This window comes from Streptomyces sp. A1136, from assembly GCF_004795055.1.
Classification (GTDB): Bacteria; Actinomycetota; Actinomycetes; order Streptomycetales; family Streptomycetaceae; genus Streptomyces.
In genome coordinates, this window is record NZ_SSBJ01000073.1 from 1 (window position 1) to 21,640 (window position 21,640).

The 21,640-nt window shown below is 67.3% G+C and carries 17 protein-coding genes and 1 pseudogene; 10 read left to right on the forward strand and 8 right to left on the reverse strand.

The annotated features are described in order from the left end of the window. Positions 1-202 (reverse strand): annotated as a pseudogene (locus E6R62_RS36115) (hypothetical protein); the annotation flags it as partial. A gap of 505 nt (positions 203-707) precedes the next feature. On the opposite strand from E6R62_RS36115, the gene E6R62_RS36120 reads away from it, so the two are divergent. Continuing rightward, complete coding sequence (locus E6R62_RS36120; RefSeq protein ID WP_306432512.1) at positions 708-1,229, forward strand: VOC family protein; 522 nt, start codon at positions 708-710, stop codon at positions 1,227-1,229. Positions 1,230-1,995: 766 nt separating this feature from the next. Here the strand turns inward: E6R62_RS36120 and E6R62_RS36130 are convergent. Both E6R62_RS36130 and E6R62_RS36135 read right to left on the reverse strand, forming a co-directional pair. After that, positions 1,996-2,880, reverse strand: a complete 885-nt coding sequence (locus tag E6R62_RS36130; RefSeq protein ID WP_240802105.1) for a thermonuclease family protein — start codon at positions 2,878-2,880, stop codon at positions 1,996-1,998. Between the two features lie 89 nt (positions 2,881-2,969). After that, positions 2,970-3,788, reverse strand: a complete 819-nt coding sequence (locus E6R62_RS36135) for a DUF998 domain-containing protein (protein ID WP_168714293.1) — start codon at positions 3,786-3,788, stop codon at positions 2,970-2,972. A 724-nt stretch (positions 3,789-4,512) separates the two neighbouring features. On the opposite strand from E6R62_RS36135, the gene E6R62_RS36140 reads away from it, so the two are divergent. Then, complete coding sequence (locus E6R62_RS36140) at positions 4,513-5,826, forward strand: M4 family metallopeptidase (RefSeq protein WP_240802106.1); 1,314 nt, start codon at positions 4,513-4,515, stop codon at positions 5,824-5,826. Between the two features lie 54 nt (positions 5,827-5,880). Continuing rightward, positions 5,881-6,183 carry a protealysin inhibitor emfourin gene (locus tag E6R62_RS36145; protein WP_136217695.1) on the forward strand — a complete coding sequence of 101 codons (303 nt, stop codon included), beginning with the start codon at positions 5,881-5,883 and terminating at the stop codon, positions 6,181-6,183. A 270-nt stretch (positions 6,184-6,453) separates the two neighbouring features. On the opposite strand, the gene E6R62_RS36150 is transcribed toward E6R62_RS36145, so the two are convergent. Beyond that, positions 6,454-6,654 carry a hypothetical protein gene (locus E6R62_RS36150; protein WP_136217696.1) on the reverse strand — a complete coding sequence of 67 codons (201 nt, stop codon included), beginning with the start codon at positions 6,652-6,654 and terminating at the stop codon, positions 6,454-6,456. A gap of 361 nt (positions 6,655-7,015) precedes the next feature. Between E6R62_RS36150 and E6R62_RS36155 the strand changes: the two genes are divergently transcribed. Further along, on the forward strand, positions 7,016-8,173 hold the full coding sequence (locus E6R62_RS36155; protein ID WP_136217697.1) for a hypothetical protein: 1,158 nt from the start codon (positions 7,016-7,018) through the stop codon (positions 8,171-8,173). 209 nt (positions 8,174-8,382) lie between these two features. Here the strand turns inward: E6R62_RS36155 and E6R62_RS36160 are convergent, their stop codons facing one another. The 3 genes from E6R62_RS36160 to E6R62_RS36170 form a co-directional block, all read right to left on the reverse strand. Then, the gene (locus E6R62_RS36160) at positions 8,383-8,880 is read right to left on the reverse strand and encodes a DUF4232 domain-containing protein (RefSeq protein ID WP_136217698.1); all 498 of its coding nucleotides are present in this window, start codon (positions 8,878-8,880) and stop codon (positions 8,383-8,385) included. 604 nt (positions 8,881-9,484) lie between these two features. Further along, complete coding sequence (locus E6R62_RS36165; RefSeq protein WP_136217699.1) at positions 9,485-10,402, reverse strand: hypothetical protein; 918 nt, start codon at positions 10,400-10,402, stop codon at positions 9,485-9,487. A gap of 23 nt (positions 10,403-10,425) precedes the next feature. Further along, positions 10,426-11,277, reverse strand: coding sequence for a papain-like cysteine protease family protein (locus tag E6R62_RS36170; protein ID WP_168714294.1), 852 nt, complete (start codon positions 11,275-11,277; stop codon positions 10,426-10,428). A 1,197-nt stretch (positions 11,278-12,474) separates the two neighbouring features. Between E6R62_RS36170 and E6R62_RS36180 the strand changes: the two genes are divergently transcribed. The 5 genes from E6R62_RS36180 to E6R62_RS36200 all read left to right on the forward strand — a co-directional run bounded on the left by E6R62_RS36180 (position 12,475) and on the right by E6R62_RS36200 (position 19,185). Continuing rightward, a complete protein-coding gene (locus E6R62_RS36180) occupies positions 12,475-14,223 on the forward strand; it encodes a hypothetical protein (protein ID WP_206308957.1) in 1,749 nt (582 codons plus the stop codon). Positions 14,224-14,240: 17 nt separating this feature from the next. Then, positions 14,241-15,644 carry a Dyp-type peroxidase gene (locus tag E6R62_RS36185; protein WP_136217701.1) on the forward strand — a complete coding sequence of 468 codons (1,404 nt, stop codon included), beginning with the start codon at positions 14,241-14,243 and terminating at the stop codon, positions 15,642-15,644. Beyond that, entirely contained in the window at positions 15,641-16,807 is a 1,167-nt protein-coding gene (locus tag E6R62_RS36190; protein WP_136217702.1) for a hypothetical protein, read from the forward strand. Before E6R62_RS36185 ends, E6R62_RS36190 begins: the two co-directional genes overlap by 4 nt. Positions 16,808-16,903: 96 nt before the next feature. Continuing rightward, on the forward strand, positions 16,904-17,284 hold the full coding sequence (locus E6R62_RS36195; RefSeq protein ID WP_136217703.1) for a hypothetical protein: 381 nt from the start codon (positions 16,904-16,906) through the stop codon (positions 17,282-17,284). A gap of 38 nt (positions 17,285-17,322) precedes the next feature. Next, positions 17,323-19,185 carry a peroxidase family protein gene (locus E6R62_RS36200; protein ID WP_136217704.1) on the forward strand — a complete coding sequence of 621 codons (1,863 nt, stop codon included), beginning with the start codon at positions 17,323-17,325 and terminating at the stop codon, positions 19,183-19,185. 141 nt (positions 19,186-19,326) lie between these two features. Here E6R62_RS36200 and E6R62_RS36205 read toward each other — a convergent pair whose 3' ends face one another. Continuing rightward, entirely contained in the window at positions 19,327-19,623 is a 297-nt protein-coding gene (locus E6R62_RS36205) for a transglycosylase family protein (protein ID WP_306432513.1), read from the reverse strand. A gap of 749 nt (positions 19,624-20,372) precedes the next feature. Here E6R62_RS36205 and E6R62_RS36210 point away from each other — a divergent pair. After that, positions 20,373-21,518: a glycoside hydrolase family 64 protein gene (locus tag E6R62_RS36210; RefSeq protein WP_136217709.1), complete on the forward strand. Its 1,146-nt coding sequence runs from the start codon at positions 20,373-20,375 to the stop codon at positions 21,516-21,518. Positions 21,519-21,640: the final 122 nt, after the last annotated feature.

A 21,640-nucleotide genomic window follows, 5' to 3' on the forward strand; every position in this document is an offset into this window, starting at 1 on the left:
CCGCGTTGTTGAGTAGGGCGCAGCTGCCCGACGGGCCGTTCACCGTCACCGTCGTCGCGTGACCGTTGTCGAGGTTCGTCACCTTGAGCTTCGTTCCCACCGGGAAGGTCGAGCTGCTCGCAGCCGGCGCTCCCGCCTCACCCGACAACGTCACCGTCGACCCAGGACACACGACGTCGGGGACGGCGGCATTGCCGGTCGCCATCGTGGCGACGAACCCGCCGGTCACCAGGGCTCCGGCGACTACGGAAAGCGTGATCTTCTTCTTGTAACTCATGGTCCGCTTACGGGACATAGGAACTCCTCGATCCGATGGACGCTGGCCCCCTGTCCTTGATACGGGCTGACATCACGAGCGAGTGCAGTCTTGTCAAGGCCTTACAAAAATCCACCCCTGAGGAGTTTTGGGCCCTCAGTGGCATGCCATGACAGCTCGCTACTCATAGAGCACGTTCAAGGAGGCAGGCTCAGACGTCCCTTTCTTCTGGCGTGGAGAGCCGTTGAAGACGCTGTTGCCCGATCATGTCGCGGGCACGGTGCGATGTGCGGCGCGGTCCGACCCACGGCCGGATCGACATCGATGGGCTGCGGACGGTGTTGTCCGGGCGGTCGTTCCCCCGTTTCGGCGGCGGACGCCTGGTGCCGGTGGCTGAGTCCGCGAGCGGCTCATCACCGCGGGCCGGCGGCAGGCCGGGGACCCGGACACCGTGATCGTCAGCGAGGCCGGCTACGACATCACCAACCTGTGGTACGTGGCCTTGCCGCCGCCAGGGTCGACGCACGTGGTGCTCAGTCAAGCCCGGTGCCCGGCGGTGGCGTCGGCACTCGTAGACTGCGCGGTCATGACACAACGATGGCCCTTCATCCACCACGTCACCTTCATCGCCTCGGACCTTGAGGCGAGCACCCGTCTCTACACTGCCGCGCTCAAGCCTCTCGGTGTTGTAGGGCAAGCGGCTGACGGTGGAGCGGAGTTCTGGGAAGAGGAGCTGGACACTCCTTCCTTCGGTCTGTACCCCGCGGGCGACGCCATGGTGACCCGGGGCGCACACATCGCGTTCACCGCACGCGACCGGGCCTCGGTTGACGCCTTCTACGAGGCCGCCCTGACCGCTGGTGGCACGTCCCGGTACGAACCCCGGCTTTGGCCTGAGTACCGCGCCTATTGCGCGTTCGTGGACGATCCGGACGGCAACAACATCGAAGCCGTGTACAAGGAGCAGGAGTAGGTCAGTAGGGTGTGGCTCTCAGCAAGGAGCGCCATACCTTACCCGATACGTGACCGCGCCGCCTGCGAGAGCCCCCGCAGCGTTGCGGCGTTCCGGACCGACTGGCTCGAACGGGCCGTAGCCGACTGCCGCGCTCTGCCGCGTGCCCGGGCGGTGGACAGGTGTGCGGAGGCGCTGCCTCGAGCGCCACAGGTGGTGGTTCCTGCGCTTCACCGACCCGGTCGTCCAGATCGGACGCGCGACTAGGGAGGAGTTCATCGAACGGAGAGTACTGCGCTACCGCAATGTCTCCACCCTCGGAGCTGGTGGTCTGAGCAGGGGGCCGGGGGTCCGTGGCGCTTGCCATAGCCCGCCGATTCGAAGCGGGTCGACACCCTCGCTGACGCGGACCGGCGGGCACTGTCCCCGCTGTTGGGGACGCACATGAACCCCTGCGGCCGGTTCGACGTCCCCCACAGGGACCAAGCGGCGCTGCGTATCCACGACGACGCGCTCTCCGCGACGGGCCTCGCTGCCCGCCATCCGCGCACCTTCGAGCTGCTGTCCTCCGTGAACCCGTGCAGATCGGGTTGCTGCCCCTGGTGGTCCCGTTGCCGTCTTCTCCCCCTTCCAGCGGCACTTCGTGTGAGGCATGATGGCCGGCTCGGTGAAATGACGCCTGCTGGGAGGCGCCCCGGGTGGGTCGGGCAGGTAGGTGACCGAGCGGTGCTCCCGCCTGGCGAGGCGACCAGGCTGCGACGCCAACAGGCTGGGCACCGCTCGCGGTTCACTTCTCGGTGAAGATGATCTCTGTGGCCGGGTGGGTCATCCTCACGGTGTTGTCGGCGGTGACCTCGACGATGTGGTGCAGACCGCTGAAGAGCTTCTTGGTGTCGGGCAGGAGACGGAACTCGTCTGCCCCGCCGGCCAGGTACGCCCGGAAGCGGTCCAGCGACGGATGGTCCGGAGTGAAGTCCAGGTAGTCCTTCAGTCGACGGAACAACTTCGGCAGGAGCACCTGCCCGGTGTGGTCGTCGGTGATCGAGGACATCGCGGTGACCGTCGCCCCGTCGATGGTCTTGTCGGTACCGGCGGCCCACAGGCCCAACCCGGCCGCCCGCGCCTGTTCCGAGGCGTCGGTGAGCACCTCACGCAAGTAGGACGGAAGGCCGGCGTAGTAGGTCGGATAGACCAGACCGAGCTTGAGCAACTGGTAGTTGGCGGTCTTCTTCAGCAGATCGTCGTCGATGTTCGTCTCGTAGCCGCTGTACACGGGTGGGGTGGTCTTGCCCGCGAACGCCACACACCGGCCGTGTACGTCACTGCCCCTGGTGAGGATCCAGCCGGGCACGCTCTCGGGCACGGTGACGACGGTCTCGTCGTCCTGGTTGCGGATGACGGATTCGAAGCCGACGAGGGTCAGCAGCTTGTCGGCCGCCTGGTGGGCCAGGTCGCGCGGCTGGTGCTCCTCGTGCGGCTTCTGCCCGTAGTGGGTCTCCAGCGCGTCGATGGCTTCCAGCCTGATGCTGACGCGGCCGTCGGCCTTCGGCACGATCGGTTCACAGCCGGGTACGAGCTTCCAGTCGGCCACGTTGTCCGCCACGAACGGGAGCGTGTCGCCGTCCGGCCTGGCGCGGTCCGTCATCTTGAACGAACCTCTGATCAGCAGCATGGACAAGGCGACTCCCACAGGCGCTCGGGCGGCGAGAACAGTGCACGAGATCGCAACTCTACGTGATTGTCCGTTACTTTGGGTGTATATCAAGGGGCCGGGTGACGGGTTGCCGGTGAATCCGCCGTCACAGGCGCGGCGTGGGCAACGCCACCTTGTCGTGAGGCCTTGGCGAACACCAGGGCCTGCCACACATGAGAGCCCGCGGAGGCGGGGCGGACGCGGACACCTCGGGCCGGGCGAGAGGGGCACCGCCTGTCCGAATCGGCGGCGCGGGCGGGCGTCGAGACGCGTGCCGGCATTGGATCGTGCGTACGGCCCGCCCCGCGGATGAGGCCATGCACGCCGATGGCGAGTGCCCAGGCCAGGAGGGGAAAGGCTGCGACGCGTTCCATGCCCCCCATGCCCAGGTCGAGGTAGTGGCCGGAGAGGAACAGCCCGAAGGCCGTGATCGCCGTGCTGCCCAGCAGGACGGTCGCCCAGCGCCATGGGCCGGAAATGGTGGATGCCAGGCCGAAGCCGGCGAGGAGAAGACCGATGTTGCCGGTTCCCATGATGAGCAGGGCCCCAATGACGTGCTGGTTCTCGTCGACATCCGCAGGGGCCAGCCCGGCCAACACGAAGCCCGCGCCGGCGCCGGCCAGCAGCAACTTCACGGCGGCCGCGCCCGGGCCTCTACGCCACAGAGCGCCCCGGGTCATTGCGACGCCGACGACGAGCAGTGCTCCCAGGGTGACGAACGAAGCGTTCATCAGTCCGTGCGCGGGGGAGCAGACATATCGCGGCTCGGGTTCTGACAGGAGGGCGCAGTGGGCGTTTCCCAAGTCACTGATGTTGTTCCGTGCCCGACTGTACGGCCTTGCCCAAGCCGATTCGGCAATTCCGTGGATGACGAAGAACTGCACCACGCCGGCGATCCACGCTGAGTACCCGATCCGTTCTGTCAACTGCTTACCTTCCGCCACTCGAAGTCTTTACGGATAGCGGATCACGCGGCGCCGGCCGCAGGCACTCCGACAAACCCCCTGGAACAGGATGGGGCAGACCCCACCGCGACACGCCACCCGAGCTTGCGGAACGTCGTCATGGTGAGGAGCACGAGCCAACGAGGGCGCCTAGGACGAGGCCCAGGCCTCCGCGGGGATCCGCGAAGTGCATACGGGCGTCAGCCGATTGACATGCGCGTCCGTGATCAAGGGAGACCTGGAGGCCAAGCGAGGCCGCAGCCCCACCAAAGGGCCCGCCCGTTCGACGGTCACACCGGCCTAACCGCGTGTCCGGTGTTCACCGGCATACCGGTGCACGGCGTCCCTACCTCCTGCGGTCCTGCCCCATGGGCGTGGCCGCCTCCGGTTGAACGATGACCTATTGAAAGCGCAACTTGCCGAACTCGGGAAGCGGGAGCGATCTCGTCTTCCGGGCGGCGCGACGAGTCGGCGTTCCCGAGCCTGCCAATGCGTCAGCCGGGATACGGGTTCCCTGCGTTTGCCAGCCGCTACGGGCGGCCGGAGACTGGTGATATGAGCATGGCCCCGCCTCTGGAAACCGGGAGGGTCGGCGCCAACGCTTCTCCCGCACACGCCACGCCCAGTGGGCTTCTGCCGTCCGTCCACGAGCCCCCCGCGGGGGGCCGTGGCAACGCTGCGTCCTGCCGCATCGAACGTCGCGAACCCTCGGCGCGTCGACGCGTGCTTGCCCGTGCTCCACACTTCCAGGAGGTGTCCTATGAACAGGACCTCCCGACTCAACTGCATCATCCCGCCGCACCTTCTCAAGAGGCTTCTGGAGAGCGAAGACAGCGAGGTGCGCCAAGCCGCTTTGGACACCATGCTGACTACCGCTCGCCTGCGGGGCGAACGAGCGGTCCGGGCGTCCCTCGCCGGACCGACCGCAACCGCAACCGGTAACGGTCGGCGCACCGTCTTCGACTGCGACCACGGGAGCTTCCTCGCATCCGCCGCCTTGGCCAGGTCGGAGGACGGACCGGCGTCCGCGGACGATTCCGCGAACCGGGCCTTCGACGGACTCGGCCTGACACGCGATTTCTACAGGGAGGTGTTCCAGCGCGACTCGATCGACGACCACGGGATGCGCCTGGACGGCTACGTTCACTTTAGTGTGAAGTTCAACAACGCGTTCTGGGACGGACGACAGATGGTCTTCGGTGACGGAGACGGAAAGATGCTGGGCGACCTCACACGATCCCTCGACGTGATCGCGCACGAGCTGACGCACGGAGTCACCGAACACACTGCCGGACTGGCGTACCACAACCAGTCCGGAGCCCTGAACGAGTCGATTTCGGATGTTTTCGGGTCGCTCGTCAAGCAGTGGTCGCTGAAACAGTCGGCCGAGGAGGCGGACTGGCTGATCGGGGCTGACGTGTGGACCCCGGGGATCGATGCCGACGCCTTGCGATCAATGAAGGCCCCGGGGCACGCCTACGACAACGCCTTGTTCGGAAAGGACCCTCAGCCCGACCGTATGAGCAAGTTCGTTCACCTCCCCGACACCGAGGAAGGGGATTCCGGCGGGGTGCACTTCAACTCGGGCATCCCGAACAAGGCGTTCTACCTGGCCGCTGTGGGGATCGGCGGATTCGCATGGGAGGGTGCCGGGCCCGTCTGGTACGAAGCACTCAAAGCGTCCAGCGCCGAGACCCAGTTCCAGGACTTCGCGGACACCACCTTCCAGAAGGCCGGGGACCTCTTCGGCGTGGGCAGCGTCGAGCAGTCGGCTGTACTGGCGGCGTGGCAAGAGGTGGAGATCCCCATCAGAGGCGTCCCTACCGGAGTCGCCCGGGCGCGGAGCCTCGCGGCCGCCGCCGGGAACGGTGGCGTGAGCCGACAGGACGGCCTGGCAGCCCTGACCAGACAGGTCGGGGAACTGAGCGCCAAGATGACGAGGCTGGCCAAGGAAGTGGCCGCGTTGAAGGAAACCGGCTGACACCGGCCATGGCCGCCGTCCGAATGTAAGCCCGTCGTAACGAGGTTGCAGGCAATGAAGTTGACCCTGGCGACACACGGCGGGCTGGCGGCGGCGGCCAACCTCCGCCTCCCGCCCAAGGTGCTGGATACGGACACCCTGCCGGAGAGCACAGCCCAGGAGTTGGACCGGCTGGTGGCGGCAGCCGTCGCAACGCCCACGGAGGACCGGCCCAGTAGGGCGAGGGATGCGATGAGCTACACGCTAACGGTGGAGGACGGCGGCCGTTCGACGGTCCTCAAGCAGTCGGACGCCGCCATGACCCCCGCGTTCGCTGCCCTGCTCACTCGGGTGCGGGAACACCTGGAGCTGCAGTGACGCGTACCGGGCCGGTTGTCGCGCACCGGGTCAAGGCCTTCGCTCCCAAGGCCAGGGGCTGGGCGACGAGCGTCGCGAGGACCGCGGCCGTGCGTCCCAGGGGACGCCGGAGTGTGCCGGTCATCCCTCCTCCTCTCAGCCGACTGCACGACCCGAGCGGTCGAATCACGGTGCGCACCTGCCGCTCGGCGGACATCTCCCGAGTGCTGCCGAGCCGAGGGCCATTCGAAACCGGATCGGGCCGTTGTGGGAAGCGCGTGCGGCCGGCGTTCAGTTCGTGATGGGTTCGCCGTCGTACTTGCCGCCTATGCAGGTCCACAGTCCGGTGCCGGAGTCGTACACCACCCTTCCCTTGCCCGCCACGCACGCCGGGCCGGTGGCAGTCGGTACGACAGCCTGCGCGACCGGAACCGCGGCACCGAGAGAAGCCAGTACGAGGGCGCTGATGAATCCGATAATTCGGGTACGCATGGGAACTCCCTCAAGGACGAGCGGCATCAACACATCAACTCCAGACTCGCCCTTCGCCACGTCGAGCGCACCCCGGCGCGGGGGTGCTCACAGGGGCGTTCCGGGGGCGCCGCATGCGGACAAGCGGCAGGCTGGAGTTATGGAGAACTCGCCCGAGGTGACCGTCGGGGGGCCTGATGGACTCGGCTTGCGGAAGGTCCTGATCGATGGCAAGCCCATCGGTACGGCTCGGTCCCGCAGGGAGCTTCGAAGACTCCTGCGTCGCGCTGGTCTGCCACTTGGACACGATGTCCGTTGGCTGGGTGCAGACGGTACTGTCTGGCCGGATCGAGCGTGGCGGCGACGAGCAATCGGCGTCTTCATGGTCCTCGGCCTCTTGGCGACTGCGTGCCCGCTCTTTCGGATCGGCCTGTCGGACAGCGGTGACGCCCTGACCTACGGCGGGCGGATCGCGGGATTTACCGTCCTTGTCGCTGCCGTGGTGGAACTGATCGCGGCCGCGGCCGCTGTCGACTACTGGCGGAAGAGGCGATGGAGTTACTCGGGGGTGGCCGTTCTGGCAGGAGTCGTGCTCGCCCTCCTCTGCAGTATTTCGTTCCTCTTCTTGCAGGTCGGCGAATGCTTCACCGGCTACACCCTGGTTGGGATAGTCCTCGCAATCTGGTCCTCGGTGGCTCTGTTCAGACTCATCAGATGTCGTGCGTGGCAGGGTCTTCACGTTCCGAGGAAAATAGCGATCGGGGTGATTGTCTCCACTCTTCTTGCCGGAACCAACCTTGCCTACACGCAGCTCTACGTTCCTTACGTGCTGCCCCCGGTGATACAGAGTGGGGCCGAATTCAGGGAATCGATTCTGGCCAACGGTGGGGCTCAGATGTATGTGACGGTCCATCTGTACGTGAAGAACGCCGGCCAGGTGCCCGTCTACATCCTCGACAGCATCTACTGGATCCACGGCGGTCCCGCGAGCAGCGTCTCCGATGCCAAGGCTGCCAGAGATGACCTGATCTACGATGGGGCGTTCGTCACGCCGGTGGGGCGGGTGTTGAACCCGGGGGAAGAAGTCGCGCAGGACGCGGTGGTTGAGATCAACAATCCGCAGAAACGCGCTTATGAAGCCGTCAAAGCCCAGACCGACGTGTATGTGATCAGGAAGGACAGAATGACGATGCCCTCTGACTACGAACGTTCCAGGGTGGGAGCTGCGAGGCTCAAAAGAGAGGCCAGTGGTGGGGACCCCCCCAATGCGGAGTACAGGTATCGATCTGCCATATCGAACAGCAGTGAAATCTTGAACCTGACCCGCCGTCGCCAGCGTATATCTGTATGGAGGGTGGACAATGGGGAGTGGCCCGCCATAGTCGTGGACGTGTCACCACCGGGTGACCGCATAGCATTTGATCCCATAAGGCCGCTCAAGAACCAGAAGATCATCGATCGTTACGGCCTCACGCGGGTGCGTGGCTCCACGGCGCAGATGCCCTATCCGGAGCTTCTGCAGAAGGCCCGCTCCGGTTAGACGGCTACGTGTCCGGGTCGCTCGGTGCCCGCAAGCAGCCCGAGAGCAGCACTGGCCCCCGCGCCTCGTGGGTGAGGAGCACAACTCGGCTCGTACCGGCAGGGTGCGGGGGAGGAGACCGAACACGTCGATCGCGAAACTTGGGCGATCGACGTGTTCGGTCTCATCTACGGCGGCGTGGAATGCGCCCGGCAGGTTCTCTTCAGCGGTCATTCCGAAGCTTGGACCGGGCTGATCTCAAAGGCCCCGCACAGCCGCAGGTGGTAGGGGATCTGCACGGCCTGGAAGCTGTTCGGCGGGTAGACGTTGACATAGGTCGACATCGGCCGGCAGCTCGGCACCACGCCCGGGCTGTTGGTGCGGAAGACGGCGGTCACGGTATCGCCCGGGGAGACGGTCACCGTGTCCACCGGCTCGCCGGTGCGGATCGCCGAGGTGCCGATCTGATGATGCCGGACATCCACGACGCTGACGCCGGGGTATCCGCGCAACGTACACGTGTGCGTTGAGGTGTTGGTGAACGAGATCGGGTAGTAGAGAGACCCGGCGGCGCCATCCGGCTCACCGATGGCGAGGTGCAGGTCGGCCACGTGGCAGGTGGGAATACGTGGCACCGCCGATGCTTGGGTGGCGCCGAGCGAGGCGCCGGTGGTTGCCAGAACGGCTGCGGCAGCGAGAGTCGTTGCCCGGATCACTACGTTGCTCATGATGCCAACTCCTCTGTCGGCGAGGAGGACTGCCCGTTTCCGGCGCTACGACTGGGGTGTGTCCAGCACTCTCGCGGACGGCCGGCCGAGCGGTACTCCTGCGGCTGGACCCTGAGGGCCTGACGAGGCCATTTTACCGCTCAGGGGCGCCCGCGGCCTATCGGCGGTGGTCACGCCGACAGGCCGCGCGGACACGACCCACCACCTCTCCATAGGAGTTGAGTGCCCGGCTTCGGCCGAGGTCGCTCACACCGCTGTCACACGGAGTCGGGGCGTCCCGTACCGCGGACCGCTGCCCGACGTCACGACCCGACGACGGACTTGTGCGTTCCGGGGGCAGGCCGGACCGGCGGGATGTACCCAGCCGGTGACGGCGGACACGGATCGCCGACCCGGCCGGTCACCCCTGCACGGTGGGGCGACACGGCCGGATCCGAGCTTCAGGGGGTCAAGCGCCGGACCGGAGGTCGTCCGCGCTCCGACTCCGACCTCGTGTAGCAAGGCAAGGTCGTCCACGCTCCCCGACCTGCGGTATGTGCGGATGGTGCGGCCCGAACCTGCTCACATGCCCCGGTGGCCCTGCGGCCGGACGGATCCGCACGGGTCAGCGTGTGGCGGCCGTCCGTCGACGACGCGCGTACACCACCGCGCCCAAGGCCGCTGCCAATGCCGCGGCCCCGGCCGCCGACTGCCAGGACGCCTCGGCAAACGGTCTCCCGGACGCGGCCACGGGCTGAGTCGGTTGGTCCTCGACCAAACCGCCGTACCCGCCGGCCAGCCCCTTCCGGTCGTACTCGGAGCCGGGCAGCTTGTCACCGTACCGGGCGGTGACCAGCTTCTGGTAGGCGGCGAGAGTGAGGGAGCGCTTGCCGCCCAGACCGGTGGTCGCCTCTTCGTTGAGGGGTTCGACCAATCCTTCGGCGGTGAGCCGGTACCAGGCGTGGATCTGGGGCTCGGTGAAGGTGCGGGCCTGCGGGGTACCGCGTTCGGCAAGGCTGACCTCGGCGTCCCCGTCCCGGATGCCGGCCAGTTGCCAGCCCTCGGCGCCGACGTTCTGCCCGCCGTCGCCCATCCTGGCGGTGTTTCCCTGAGGCGCGAGCAGTACGGCTGCCTGGTGGCCGTCGGAGGCGGTCACGCGGGAGGCGAGATAGGAGAGCCGCAGCGCGGTCTGCGGAGTCGCCTGGGTCTTGCCGGTCACGAACTCCGGGCTGATCTCGAACATCGGCACCGGGTTCTTGAGGTCGAACCTGGGCGGCGCGGCGACTGCGGAGGGTGCGTTCCGGGGGGTGCCGGCGGCGCCGCCGTCCGCGGCGGCGGCGCTGCCGGGCGGCCGGGCAGAAACCAGGAAGCGGGAGACGGTGTCCCGGAGCTGGTCGCTCCGGAGGGTCTGCTGGGCGGATTGGTAGCCCGCGATGCCGTCGCCGTCCGCAGCCTGTGCGGAAACGTTTCCGCACAGCATGGCGGCAATAGCGGTCGTGGCGAGGGCGGCGGCTCGTACGGCCGCGCGCCTGGTACGTCGCATGGTCTGCATGATCGGTCTTCTCCTCAGCCCTGGATGCCGATGCGGGAATGGGTCCACTGGAACGAGGTGTTGTTGACGTACGTGGAGTGGCTCCACCAGGTATAGGTCTGGGTGGTCTGCCACGGATCACCGACCGCGATCATGTTGCTGGCGCTGTCGTAGCCGTAGATGACGTTCATGTGGCCGCCGCCGCTGCGCCAGCCGATCCGGACGGCGAACGGCCGGCCTGCCGCGATCTCGGCGGCCGACTCACTGAACGAGGCGTTGCGGTACAGGCTGCGGCCACTGTTGCCGAGCCCCAGCCTGGACAGGCCGTTGGCCATGTCTTCCAGGGTTGCGGGCTTGTTGTTGCAGTCCACCCAGGAGGCCTGGGAGGCGAGTTGGCAGAACTGCTCCTGGCTGACGGTTCGGCCCCAGTATTCGGCGATGGTGACGCCGGAAGCGTCCCAGCACCACTGCGTCCGGACCTGCTTCTGCATGTCGATCCGGAGCGACTTCGCCGTGGCGGGGGTGGGCTTCGGGTTCGAACCGCAGACCGGCAGGCCGGTGGTGTTCTCCTGGATGAACGCGTCGGCGATGTAGTAGGAGCCGGTATAGATCCACCGTGGGTTGTTCTCCACGGCGTCGCCGGTGGTCCGGCAGGACATCTGGATCCTGGTACCCACTCTGGAAGAGCCGTTGATCTGGGCCGACAGGGACGGCTTCACCCTGTGGTTGACGGTGCTGAAGTTCCCCTGCCCGCCGATGACCGTGCCGCTCACCGCATCGGCCTGGGCGAGGGCACCGAAGCCGAACAGCAGACCGCCGGAGAGGGTGGCGGTGATCGCTGCTATGAGCGCCTTCTTGCGGCGGGACGTGCGACGTTTGTGCATCATGCTCCTTGATCCGAAAAGTTCGGGAACGTGCTTGCCGGGCAGCCCGGCCCTCCGGGCTGTGCGACGGGCGCGGACGGGACACGGCCGCGCCCTCGATTCGGCGACACTGTGATGGCTGAGCGACGAACGGCGCGGCGCCGGCGCCTCCAGGCCGTGGGTGCGGGCGAGGCGTCGGCTGCACGTGGCGGCCGGCGGGTATCTCGCCCGAATCCGCCCGTCGGCCGGTGACCGCCGCGCGGTGCGCGGCGTAGAGCGGCGGAGTCGAAGAGTCCAGGCCACAGCGTGGGGCCGCTCACCCGGCTTGGGCCCGGACGTGACTGAGACGTCACCCGGAGGGGCGAGAGCGGGCGCTGCGCTCCGCTCTCTGCGCATGCGCTTGCGGCCTGGCGACACATAGGAGTTGCGCCGCGGCCTAACACGCTTCTGCACGCAGACATAACCACACCGCTTCCTTCATTGGATTGGGTGCGGGAATCCTGCCAGAGCGGCAGGAGCAGATTTCAACACCGTTGCGCTGCGTCCGAAAATGTCGCTGATTCAACCATCGGTCCGAGTAGGTGACGCAACGTCAAATTTGGTCAGCAAAAGCGCAGTTGCGGGCCGAGCGGGCTTTGGTCCAGGCCATCTCGACGAGCTTCCGGATGCATGGACTTTACTCAAGCTTTATGATCTGCAACCTTTTATTAGACGTGCCGTCAAATAATGAAATAGCCCAGAGTGCAGGTGATGTGACTGTCAATCATTTTGGGCGGGCGCAATCGCACCCCGCACATGCAAGAAATAGGGCCCAAAACGGAGACGATCGCAGCGGACCCAAAGCGTCCCGCCGGCCAAGGAGTGAGGGACAGCGGGGCCGGTCCACTGTCTCCGGCGACATGAGAAGGGGGACGGCCTCACGCGGCAATGGCCGGGCCGGTCGGCCGCGCGTTCGCTGCGGAGGTCCACCAGTCGGCCGTGGCTCGGCGAGGCGTCCGCGCGCTTCCCGATGCCGAGTGCGGCGTGCGACTGGAATGGCGGCTCGGACCTGGCAAACGAGGCTTCGTCGCCAGACCGCGCCGGCGGCGGGTGGGCTCCGATGGGGACGATCGGAGTCCCGACCCGCGGCCTCCGTGACCCTGCGGCGCTCCCCGGCCCCCGCCGAAATGCCGGGATGTGCCGGCTGAAATACGCTGATGGTGTGGCCCACGGAGGTGTGCGATGAGCCATGACACGGGGGCGGATGTCGATCAGCTGCTGACCCTTTCCCGCCCCGCTCTCGACGATCTGTTCCGCATGAGCCGCGCCGGGGAGATACCCGTCGGCAATGCGCGCGGCACGGTGCTCGTGGCGCGCGGGGCGGTGGTGTCGAAGGTGGCGGCGCGGTTGGCGCGGCTCGTCGCGTGGAAGGGCAAGGTCTTCGACGCCGAACGGGGTGAACTGCGCAACAGGGTCACACCGCTCGGAGTGCGCGCGATTCGGGCGAAGGTCTACCGGGGCGCGAGCCGGCTCGACGACGGGGAGTGCACCGTACTGGACTACTCCCGGACGTCGCTCCTCGCGCATTGGATCCGCGACGAGATCCGGGAGATCAGGCCCGGCGTCTATCTCGGCATCGTCTACTGGGGGCGGCGCAAGGTCCTCAACTTCGCCCTCTCCTATCCCGGTTCGTCGGCATCGGCTTCGGGCCGTCGTGCGTCGCAGCAGATCGCCGTCACCGTCGGGGCCACGGTGCCTCCGGAGCGGGTGGCCGAGGTGCAAGAGGTGTTGGCCGAGGCCAATCACCGGGGCACTGGGGGTGAGTTCATCCCCTTCGCCGAGCTGGCGGGCGTCCACTTCGCGCGGCTGGTCCTCGTTCCCGAGGGGAAAGACCACGCCGGGCAGACGATGCCGGCGAGGATCGTCTACATGAGCGAGGTGGACGCGCCGATGGACGCGCACCTCGCCGACCTTGTCGGCAAGGCCGGCAGCGCACTGGTAAAAATGTTCGGGCACTGCCAGGGCTATCCGCCGGCCGGAGAGCCGGATGCCACGAGGGTCGCTTGGCTACGAGCCCATTCCGTGCCCAGCTCGGCCTTCTATGTCAACACCGTCGGCCGGGGCCTGCGCCGCATCCAGCAGGAGGACCGGCTGCGCGAGGCGATCCAGGAGTTCCTCGACCGGCGCGGCCCCGAGTGGGCCACCGCGGATCCGGCGGAGGTGCGGGCCGCCATCCAGCGATACGTCACCGGCCGCCCGGACCTGGCGTGGGCACGGTCGGGTCCCGCGCCGCCCACGCTGCGGTGGAGGTTGCGGGAGGCGGCGCACCTCGTGGGGGTTCCGCTGGCCGTGATCGCACTGCTGCCCCTCATCCTGGCCGGCCTGCCGGTCTGGGTCGTGGTGCTGCGCTGGCACGAGTGGCGAGACGTCCCCAGCCGGGAGCGGCCCTCCCCTGACCACGTGGCCAGGCTGGCGGCCTGCGAGGACTTCGCCACGCAGAACCCGTTCACGGCGGTGGGCCTCGTCAAGTGTGGCCGGTTCCGGCGGGCCACGCTGACCGGGGTGCTGTTCGCCGTCGACTACGGCGTGCGCCACTTCTTCAACCGGGGCAGCCTCGCCGGGGTCAAGACCATCCACTTCGCCCGCTGGCTGTTCATCGACGACAAACGGCGAGTGATCTTCGCGAGCAACTACGACGGCAGCCTGGAAAGCTACATGGACGACTTCATCGACAAGGTCGCCTGGGGCCTCAACGCCGTCTTCAGCAACGGCCACGGCTATCCGCGCACCAAGTGGCTCGTGCGGGACGGTGCCGAGGACGAACTTGCCTTCAAGCACTACCTGCGCTGTCACCAGTTGCCGACGCAGGTGTGGTACTCCGCGTACGACGCGCTGACCACCCGCAACCTCGACACCAACGCCCGCATACGCGCGGGTCTCTTCGGAGAACTCGGCCCGGCCGAAACCCGGGCCTGGCTCGCCTTGTTCTAGAGAGGGGTGTGACGGTGATGGCAGCAGCTGCGCGCCTGGAACTGGATGACATCCAGGGCCTCGTCGCACGCGGCTACAGCGCCCTGAAGTCGGCCTGCTTCCTGCTGCTCACAGTGAACGACCCCGTTGCCGCACGCCCCGCGCTGGGACGGCTGGCCCTGCTGGCGACGAACGGCAGCGCGGAACCACCGGAGTCGGCCCTGAACCTGGCCTTCACCTCGGACGGCCTGCGCCGCCTCGGACTGGACCCCGGCGAACCCGACGGGTTCTCCCATGAGTTCGTTTCTGGCATGACCGACCCCAACCGCTCCCGCCTGCTGGGCGACGTGGGGGAGAACGCGCCGAGCCACTGGTGCTGGGGTGGCCCGGAATCGCCGCCCGTGCACGTCCTCGCCCTGTTGTACGCCCGGGACGAAGGGTGCCTGGACCGGCTGGAGTCGGACGTTCGCCAAGACGCCCTCACCGGAGGCGGGCTCACCGAGGCCGTCCGTCTGGGCACGTCCCCGCTGACCGATCGCGAGCCGTTCGGCTTCCGTGACGGCATCTCCCAGCCACTGGTCGAGGGGCTGTCCAAGGCCGCGACCGGCGACGGCACGGTCAAGGCCGGGGAGTTCGTCCTCGGCTACGCCAACGAATACGGACTGCTCACCGACCGGCCGCTGCTGCCTGCCGCATGCGATACCTTCGGCTTGCTGCCCCGCGCGCCGGACGGCGGCGCCGCCGATTTCGGACGCAACGGAAGCTATCTGGTCTTCCGGCAGCTACGTCAGGACGTCGCGGGCTTCCACCGGTACCTCGAAGAGGCGACGCGACGCCCCGACGGCGCCGCCGATCCCGAGGCCCACGAGGCACTCGCGGCACGCATGATGGGCCGCTGGCCCAGCGGCGCGCCACTGGTACACGCGCCGCTGCGAGACGACCCGAGCCTCGGCTCGGACAACGACTTCGGTTACTTCGCCACCGATCCGGATGGCCTGAGCTGCCCCCTCGGGGCACACGTCCGCCGGGCCAACCCGCGCGATTCGCTGGATCCCCAGCCCGGATCGGCCCAGTCGGTCTCGATCGGCCGCCGCCACCGGATCCTGCGCCGCGGCCGTGCGTACGGCGATGACAACGGCGACGGGGACAGAGGTTTGCATTTCCTGTGTCTGGGAGCGAACATCTCCCGCCAGTTCGAGTTCATCCAGCACACCTGGCTGAACAACGCGCACTTCAACGGGCTGTACGACGGCCCGGACCCGGTAGTCGCGGCCCGCCAGGACCACGATGCGACGTTCACCGTCCAGGCGAGGCCCGTCCGCACCCGCTACCGCGACCTGCCGCAATTCGTCTCCGTGCAGGGCGGTGCCTACTTCTTCCTGCCCGGCCTCCAGGCGCTGCGCTACCTGTGCGAGGACGCGCGATCGGGCGGACACCGGTGAACGCGCGACAACGACTCAACGACGCCGTCCTGGCCTGCGTTCGCCTTGAGCGGCGCATCGATCCCTACATCCGCCCGACAGTGGACCGGATCCTCTGCGGGCCGGCCCAAACCCTGGTGCAGTGGTGCGTCAACGTTCGCCGCCCCGACGAGCACCTGCGCATCGCCGAGGAGAGGGCACTGCCCGACGAAGCGGCGACCACCGAGGCCATCGCACACCAGATGGCCCGGTTCATCATGCGCGAGTACGCCCCGGGTACCGCCCAGCGAGCCGGAAACACCAAGACCTACGGCGTCGTCCACGGGGAGTTCATCGTGCCGGGCGGGCTCCCCGAGCGACTGCGCCACGGAGTGTTCAGCCGCCCGGCGACGTACCGGGCCTGGGTCCGCTTCGCCGGTCCGGGTCCCCTCGCACCACCCGACATCCAGGACAACGGAGTGCTCAGCATCGCCGTCAAACTGCTGGGCGTCGAAGGCGCGACTCTGCTCGACGACGAGCGGGGCACCCAGGACTTCACGGGCATCACCACGCCGACGTTCACCACGCCGGATGTCACCCAAAACCTCAAGCTGCAACAACACGTCTACGCGGGCACTCCCGTCCTGTACTTCATCGGCCCCCGCCATCCGCACCTGTGCGACATGGTCATGCAGGGCCTGTACGCCAGAACCCACTCCAGTCCACTGGAGGCGCGCTACTGGAGCTGCGTTCCGTACCTGCTCGGCGAAGGCCAGGCCATGCAGTACGCCATCGCCCCACGCGACGAGGCGCGAAGCCGGGCCCCGTGGCACCCGCGCGACGACTACCTGCGCCAGGCCCTGGCCGCTACCCTGCGCGAGCGCGATGTCGTCCTCGACTTCCTCGTCCAACTGCAGACGGACCCCCATCGGATGCCGATCGAGAACGCCTCCGTGGTGTGGCCCGAGCGCCTGTCGCCCTTCGTGCCCGTGGCCACACTGCGGCTGCCGCAACAGGAGTTCGCCGACGCGGAGCAGTTCGCCCTCGCCGATCGGCTGACCTTCAACCCTTGGCACGCCCTGCCCGAGCACCGCCCACTCGGTAACCAGAATCGTGCCCGCCGTGCCGTCTACCTGCGCCTCTCACACCTCAGGCAAGCGATGAACGGTACGCCGCACACGGATCCCGGCACGACGGCCGCATGACGCGCGGACAGGCGCAATATCTACTATCGTCGTATATGGGCCGATAGTTCCCGCATCGCCTATTTCCCGCACTGTCCCTTTGGAAGGGTAATGGCCATGGACGCGCGCTCCTTCGCGCGGTACAGCCTCGCCGGAATCCGGCTGGTGAACGGTGTGGCGGCGCTACTGGCCCCACAGGTGGTGGCCCGTCGGCTGGGGGCGAACGAGACACAGCCGGCCCTCGTCTACGTCCTGCGCATGTTCGGTGTGCGAACAGTGTTCATCGGCGCCGAACTCCTGTTCCTCCAGGACCCGGACCGGATCGCCCGGGCCATGCGCGTCGGAACGGTCATCCACACCAGCGACGCGCTGTCGGCCGCCGCGGCCGGCCGGCGCGGCACGCTTCGGCCCCGGGCGGCGGCGGCCGCCACGGCGATCTCCACGGTGAACGTCGCCCTCACGCTGGTGGCCCAGTGGCCGCGGCGGGGTCCGAACTGACCCCTTCGACCGAGCCGGCTGCCGAAAGGAACCCCACGATGCGAAAAGGTTCTTTCCACTCCCGGTCCCGCGCGAACCCATCGGTCCACGGCGAGGGCAGTGGCGCCTGCTCGCCGTTCGTGCGCCTGCACGACCATCTGGCGCTCGCCGTCGACCGCAAGGTCGGCTGGCAGCGTCTACCCACACCGCTAGGCCTGTTGACCCTCATGGGGCTGCGCGACAACCTGCGCCGCAAGAACCTCCACGACACCAGTGGTTACCCCGCGCCCGGGGTACCCGACATCGAGCCGCCGGCCGCACGCCACCTCACCGAGCGCACCGCCGACGGCTCCTACAACGACCTCGACAACCCGCGCATGGGCATGGCGCACTCCCGTTTCGGCCGCAACGTCCCGCCGGGTGTGGCCTTTCCCGAGCCGGAGCCGCAGATCCTCACTCCCAGCCCGCGCGAGGTCAGCCGTACGCTCCTCACCCGGCATGAGTTCATCCCTGCCACGTCCGTCAACGCACTGGTCGCCGCATGGCTGCAGTTCATGATCCGCGACTGGGTCAGCCACGGACAGGGTGCCATCGACGACCCCTGGCGGATTGAACTCGAGGGTGACGACCCCTGGCCGACGCCACCGATGCTCGTGCCCCGGACCCTCCCCGACACCACCCGCGGCGAAGGCGGCGACGGCCTGCCCCCGACGCACATCAACGAGAACTCGCACTGGTGGGACGCCTCCCAGCTCTACGGGAGCGACCTCGCGACCCAACGGCGACTGCGCTCGGGCGCGCACGGCAAACTCAGAGTTTCCCGTGACGGCAGACTGTTCCCCGATGCCCCGGAACTGGATCCCGCGAACACCCCCGGCTTCTGGCTGGGCCTGCTGATGATGCAATACGTGTTCATCCTGGAGCACAACGCCATCTGCGACCGGCTGTGCCGGGAATTCCCCGCCTGGACGGACGACCAGCTCTTCCAGCGGGCGCGCCTGATCAACGCCGCGCTCATTGCCAAGATCCACACCGTGGAGTGGACCCCCGCCGTCATCAGCCACCCGACGACGGTGGCCGCGCTGCGGGCCAACTGGTACGGCCTGCTGGGCGAACGGGTGCAACGTCTGCTCGGCCGGATCAGCGGGAGCGAGTTGCTCAGCGGCATCGTGGGCGGCAACACCGATCACTTCGGCGTCCCGTACGCGCTCACCGAGGAGTTCGTGGCGGTCTACCGGATGCATCCCCTGGTGCCCGATGACTGGAGTTTCCGCTCGGCCGTGGACAACTCGCTGCTTCGGGAGACGAATTTCCGGGAGCTGACCGGCGGGCGCGCGTACGAGGTGTTCGCCGAACACGGGCTGCCGGACCTGTTCTACTCCTTCGGCACCTCGCACCCCGGCCTGGTGACCCTGCACAATTATCCCCAATTCCTACAGGAGTTCCAGCGCCCGGACGGCAAGCTCATGGACTTGGCGGCCGTCGACGTGCTGCGTATTCGCGAGATGGGCGTGCCCAGGTACAACGAGTTCCGGCGCGGGCTCCACTTGGAGCCCGCCGCCGACTTCTCCGCGCTGACGGACAACCCGGTCTGGGCCGAGGAGATGCGCCGGATCTACGACGACGACATCGAACGTGTCGACCTGATGGTGGGCATGTACGCAGAGCCCCGCCCGAAGGGCTTCGCCTTCAGCGACACGGCCTTCCGGATATTCGTCCTGATGGCTTCCCGCCGGCTCAACAGCGACCGATTTCTGACCAGGGACTACACACCACAGGTGTACACCCAGACCGGCCTGGACTGGATCGAGAACAACGGCATGACCAGCGTGATGCTGCGCCATTTCCCGGAACTGCGCTCATCCATGCGGGCCGTGGACAACGCCTTCACCCCGTGGAAGACCCTCCGGCCCCGCGCATGAGGCCCCGCCCTTCGGCTCCCGATGTCACACGCCCCGTGCGCCTGCCGGACGGCCCCACCAGATCCGGAGGCTTCGGGCACGGCCCGCCGCAAGCCCGTCGTCCGTACGCCGACCGGGCTACGACGCGTTGGCCGAATTACCCTACCGGCGGGCGCAGCTCCAAGCCCCCATGCCCTGCATGGCAGCCAGCCTCTTGGCAGTGGCGATCTGCTCCCTCTTCGTGGCCAGGTCGGCTCGGGTGGCGTATTTGTGGCCACCAGCGGCCTTCCAGCTCGCTTGGGTGAACTGTAGGCCGCCGTAGTGGCCATTGCCCGTGTTGGCATGCCAATTGCCACCTGACTCGCATTGGGCGATCGCATCCCAGTTGGCGCGGGGTTTGGAGGGGCGGATGGCCGCATGGGCACTGGGATCGGTCAGTGCCGCCTGGTACAGGACCACGGCGCAGAGTAGGGCAAGGATGGCGCTCGTGGTTCGCCGGGTCACTTGGAGATGAGACATCAGTCTTCCTTCAACGGTTTGAACGGCCGGCCCACAGATCCGGTCGGCCTGCCGACGGCTGTCAGGCCATGGCGGCAGCACACACGTCTGCATGCCGATCTCGGCTCGTTTCACGCCGCCCGGCGAAAGGCGCGGTGGTCGGGTGGAGGACGACCGGCCTCCTGGAAGAGCTGCGCCGGCTCTTCTCCGGGTTCCGATAGCCGGTTTTAGTCCTCAGGCCGCCTAAGGGCCGGCTGTCGGTGAGGGATGTGTGAGTCCAGGTCCGGTGCGCTGCGGAACCACTGCTGTGTGGGTGGCAGTTGTCATATTCCAGTAACGCTTCGCCATGCCGGGCAGGATGTGCTCCATTTAGGTGGTGAAGGGCCTGGTAAACCGCGTTTGACCGGTGTCTTTAATCATTTCTCGCCCAGTCCGGAGCGCCGGGAACGAAGTTCGCGATATGGGCCCGTGCGTCGTCCGTGGGGACCCACCCGGTGTGGGGGACGCGCATCGGTGCTGTGCGCGGTGAACGGGGAACCCCGGCCGGTGTCAAGAGTATTGACAGAAGATGAACACAATCGGACGCTGGGAGCGCTCTCAGGCTTCAATACGCATATCCCTGTCCCGCCGCCTCCCCACGGCAGGCCCCCCACGCAAGGAGGAAGAGAGTGTTCCGCCTATCGAGATTGCTCGTATTCGGTGTCTCGGCGATGGTGGGAGCCGCCGGTCTCATGTTCATCGGGCCCTCATCGTCCGCAGAGGCCGTACCGGCGACCATCCCGCTCACGATCAAGAACACGTCGGGCCGCAGCGAGCCGATCTATGTCTACAACTTGGGCACCTCGCTCGCGACGGGCCGGCAGGGCTGGGCCGACGCCAACGGCACGTTCCACCCCTGGCCGGCGGGGGGCAATCCGCCGACCCCTGCGCCCGACGCGTCGATCGCGGGTCCGGCCAACGGGCAGACCCGGACGATCCGAATGCCGAAGTTCTCGGGACGCGTCTACTTCTCCATCGGCCAAAAGATCGTCTTCAAGGTCAGCACCGGCGGCCTGGTGCAACCTGCCGTGCAGAATCCCTCAGACCCCAACCGGGGCGTCCTGTTCAACTGGTCCGAGTACACCCTCAACGACGCCGGACTGTGGATCAACAGCACCCAGGTCGACATGTTCTCCGCTCCTTACGCGGTGGGCGTCAAGGCGGCCAACGGCACGGTCACGAGCACCGGCCGGCTCAAGCCGGACGGATACAACGCCGTCTTCAGCCGATTGCGGTCGGCCGGCTGGGGCGGATTGATCCAGAGCGGTCCCGACGGCACGCCGGTGCGTGCTCTCTCGCCCGGTCACGGCATCGAGGCGGGCGGAATCCCGGCCGACGTCATGAACGACTACATCAACCGGGTCTGGAGCAAGTACAGCGCTTCCACCCTCACGGTGACGCCATTCGTGAACGAACCGAACACCAAGTACTACGGTCGCGTCTCGGGCAACGTCATGAACTTCACCAATGGCTCGGGAGCAGTGGTCACCAGTTTCCAGAAGCCCGACTCCGACAGCGTCTTCGGCTGCTACAAACTCCTGGACGCACCCAACGACACCGTTCGCGGTCCGATCTCCCGCACCCTGTGCGCAGGCTACAACCGGTCGACGCTCCTGACGAACCCCAACCAACCCGACGCGAACGGCACCGACTTCTACCGCGACGCCGTCTCCAACCAGTACTCCCGCATCATCCACGAACAGATGGCTGACGGTAAGGCGTACGGCTTCGCCTTCGACGACGTGGGCGCCCACGAGTCACTCGTCCACGACGCCAACCCGCAAGAAGCCTTCATGACCCTGGAACCGTTCAACTAGGGCCTGTGTGAGGTTGTGATCAGTCGGGGGGTTTGAGGAGGTCGTCGATCCAAATCATTGCGGCGCGGAGGTGGAGGCCGGCGAGGTAGCTTTCGGGTGACTTGTCGTAGCGGGTGGCGATG

Excerpts from the sequence above, each read along its gene's own strand:
- E6R62_RS36170 (WP_168714294.1), bottom strand. The coding sequence starts at position 11,277 with ATGATGCACAAACGTCGCACGTCCCGCCGCAAGAAGGCGCTCATAGCA.
- E6R62_RS36210 (WP_136217709.1), top strand. The coding sequence starts at position 20,373 with ATGGTGGGAGCCGCCGGTCTCATGTTCATCGGGCCCTCATCGTCCGCA.
- E6R62_RS36165 (WP_136217699.1), bottom strand. The coding sequence starts at position 10,402 with ATGCGACGTACCAGGCGCGCGGCCGTACGAGCCGCCGCCCTCGCCACG.
- E6R62_RS36155 (WP_136217697.1), top strand. The coding sequence starts at position 7,016 with ATGGTCCTCGGCCTCTTGGCGACTGCGTGCCCGCTCTTTCGGATCGGC.
- E6R62_RS36160 (WP_136217698.1), bottom strand. The coding sequence starts at position 8,880 with ATGAGCAACGTAGTGATCCGGGCAACGACTCTCGCTGCCGCAGCCGTT.
- E6R62_RS36150 (WP_136217696.1), bottom strand. The coding sequence starts at position 6,654 with ATGCGTACCCGAATTATCGGATTCATCAGCGCCCTCGTACTGGCTTCT.
- E6R62_RS36195 (WP_136217703.1), top strand. The coding sequence starts at position 16,904 with ATGGACGCGCGCTCCTTCGCGCGGTACAGCCTCGCCGGAATCCGGCTG.
- E6R62_RS36180 (WP_206308957.1), top strand. The coding sequence starts at position 12,475 with ATGAGCCATGACACGGGGGCGGATGTCGATCAGCTGCTGACCCTTTCC.
- E6R62_RS36145 (WP_136217695.1), top strand. The coding sequence starts at position 5,881 with ATGAAGTTGACCCTGGCGACACACGGCGGGCTGGCGGCGGCGGCCAAC.
- E6R62_RS36200 (WP_136217704.1), top strand. The coding sequence starts at position 17,323 with ATGCGAAAAGGTTCTTTCCACTCCCGGTCCCGCGCGAACCCATCGGTC.
- E6R62_RS36130 (WP_240802105.1), bottom strand. The coding sequence starts at position 2,880 with ATGCTGCTGATCAGAGGTTCGTTCAAGATGACGGACCGCGCCAGGCCG.
- E6R62_RS36185 (WP_136217701.1), top strand. The coding sequence starts at position 14,241 with ATGGCAGCAGCTGCGCGCCTGGAACTGGATGACATCCAGGGCCTCGTC.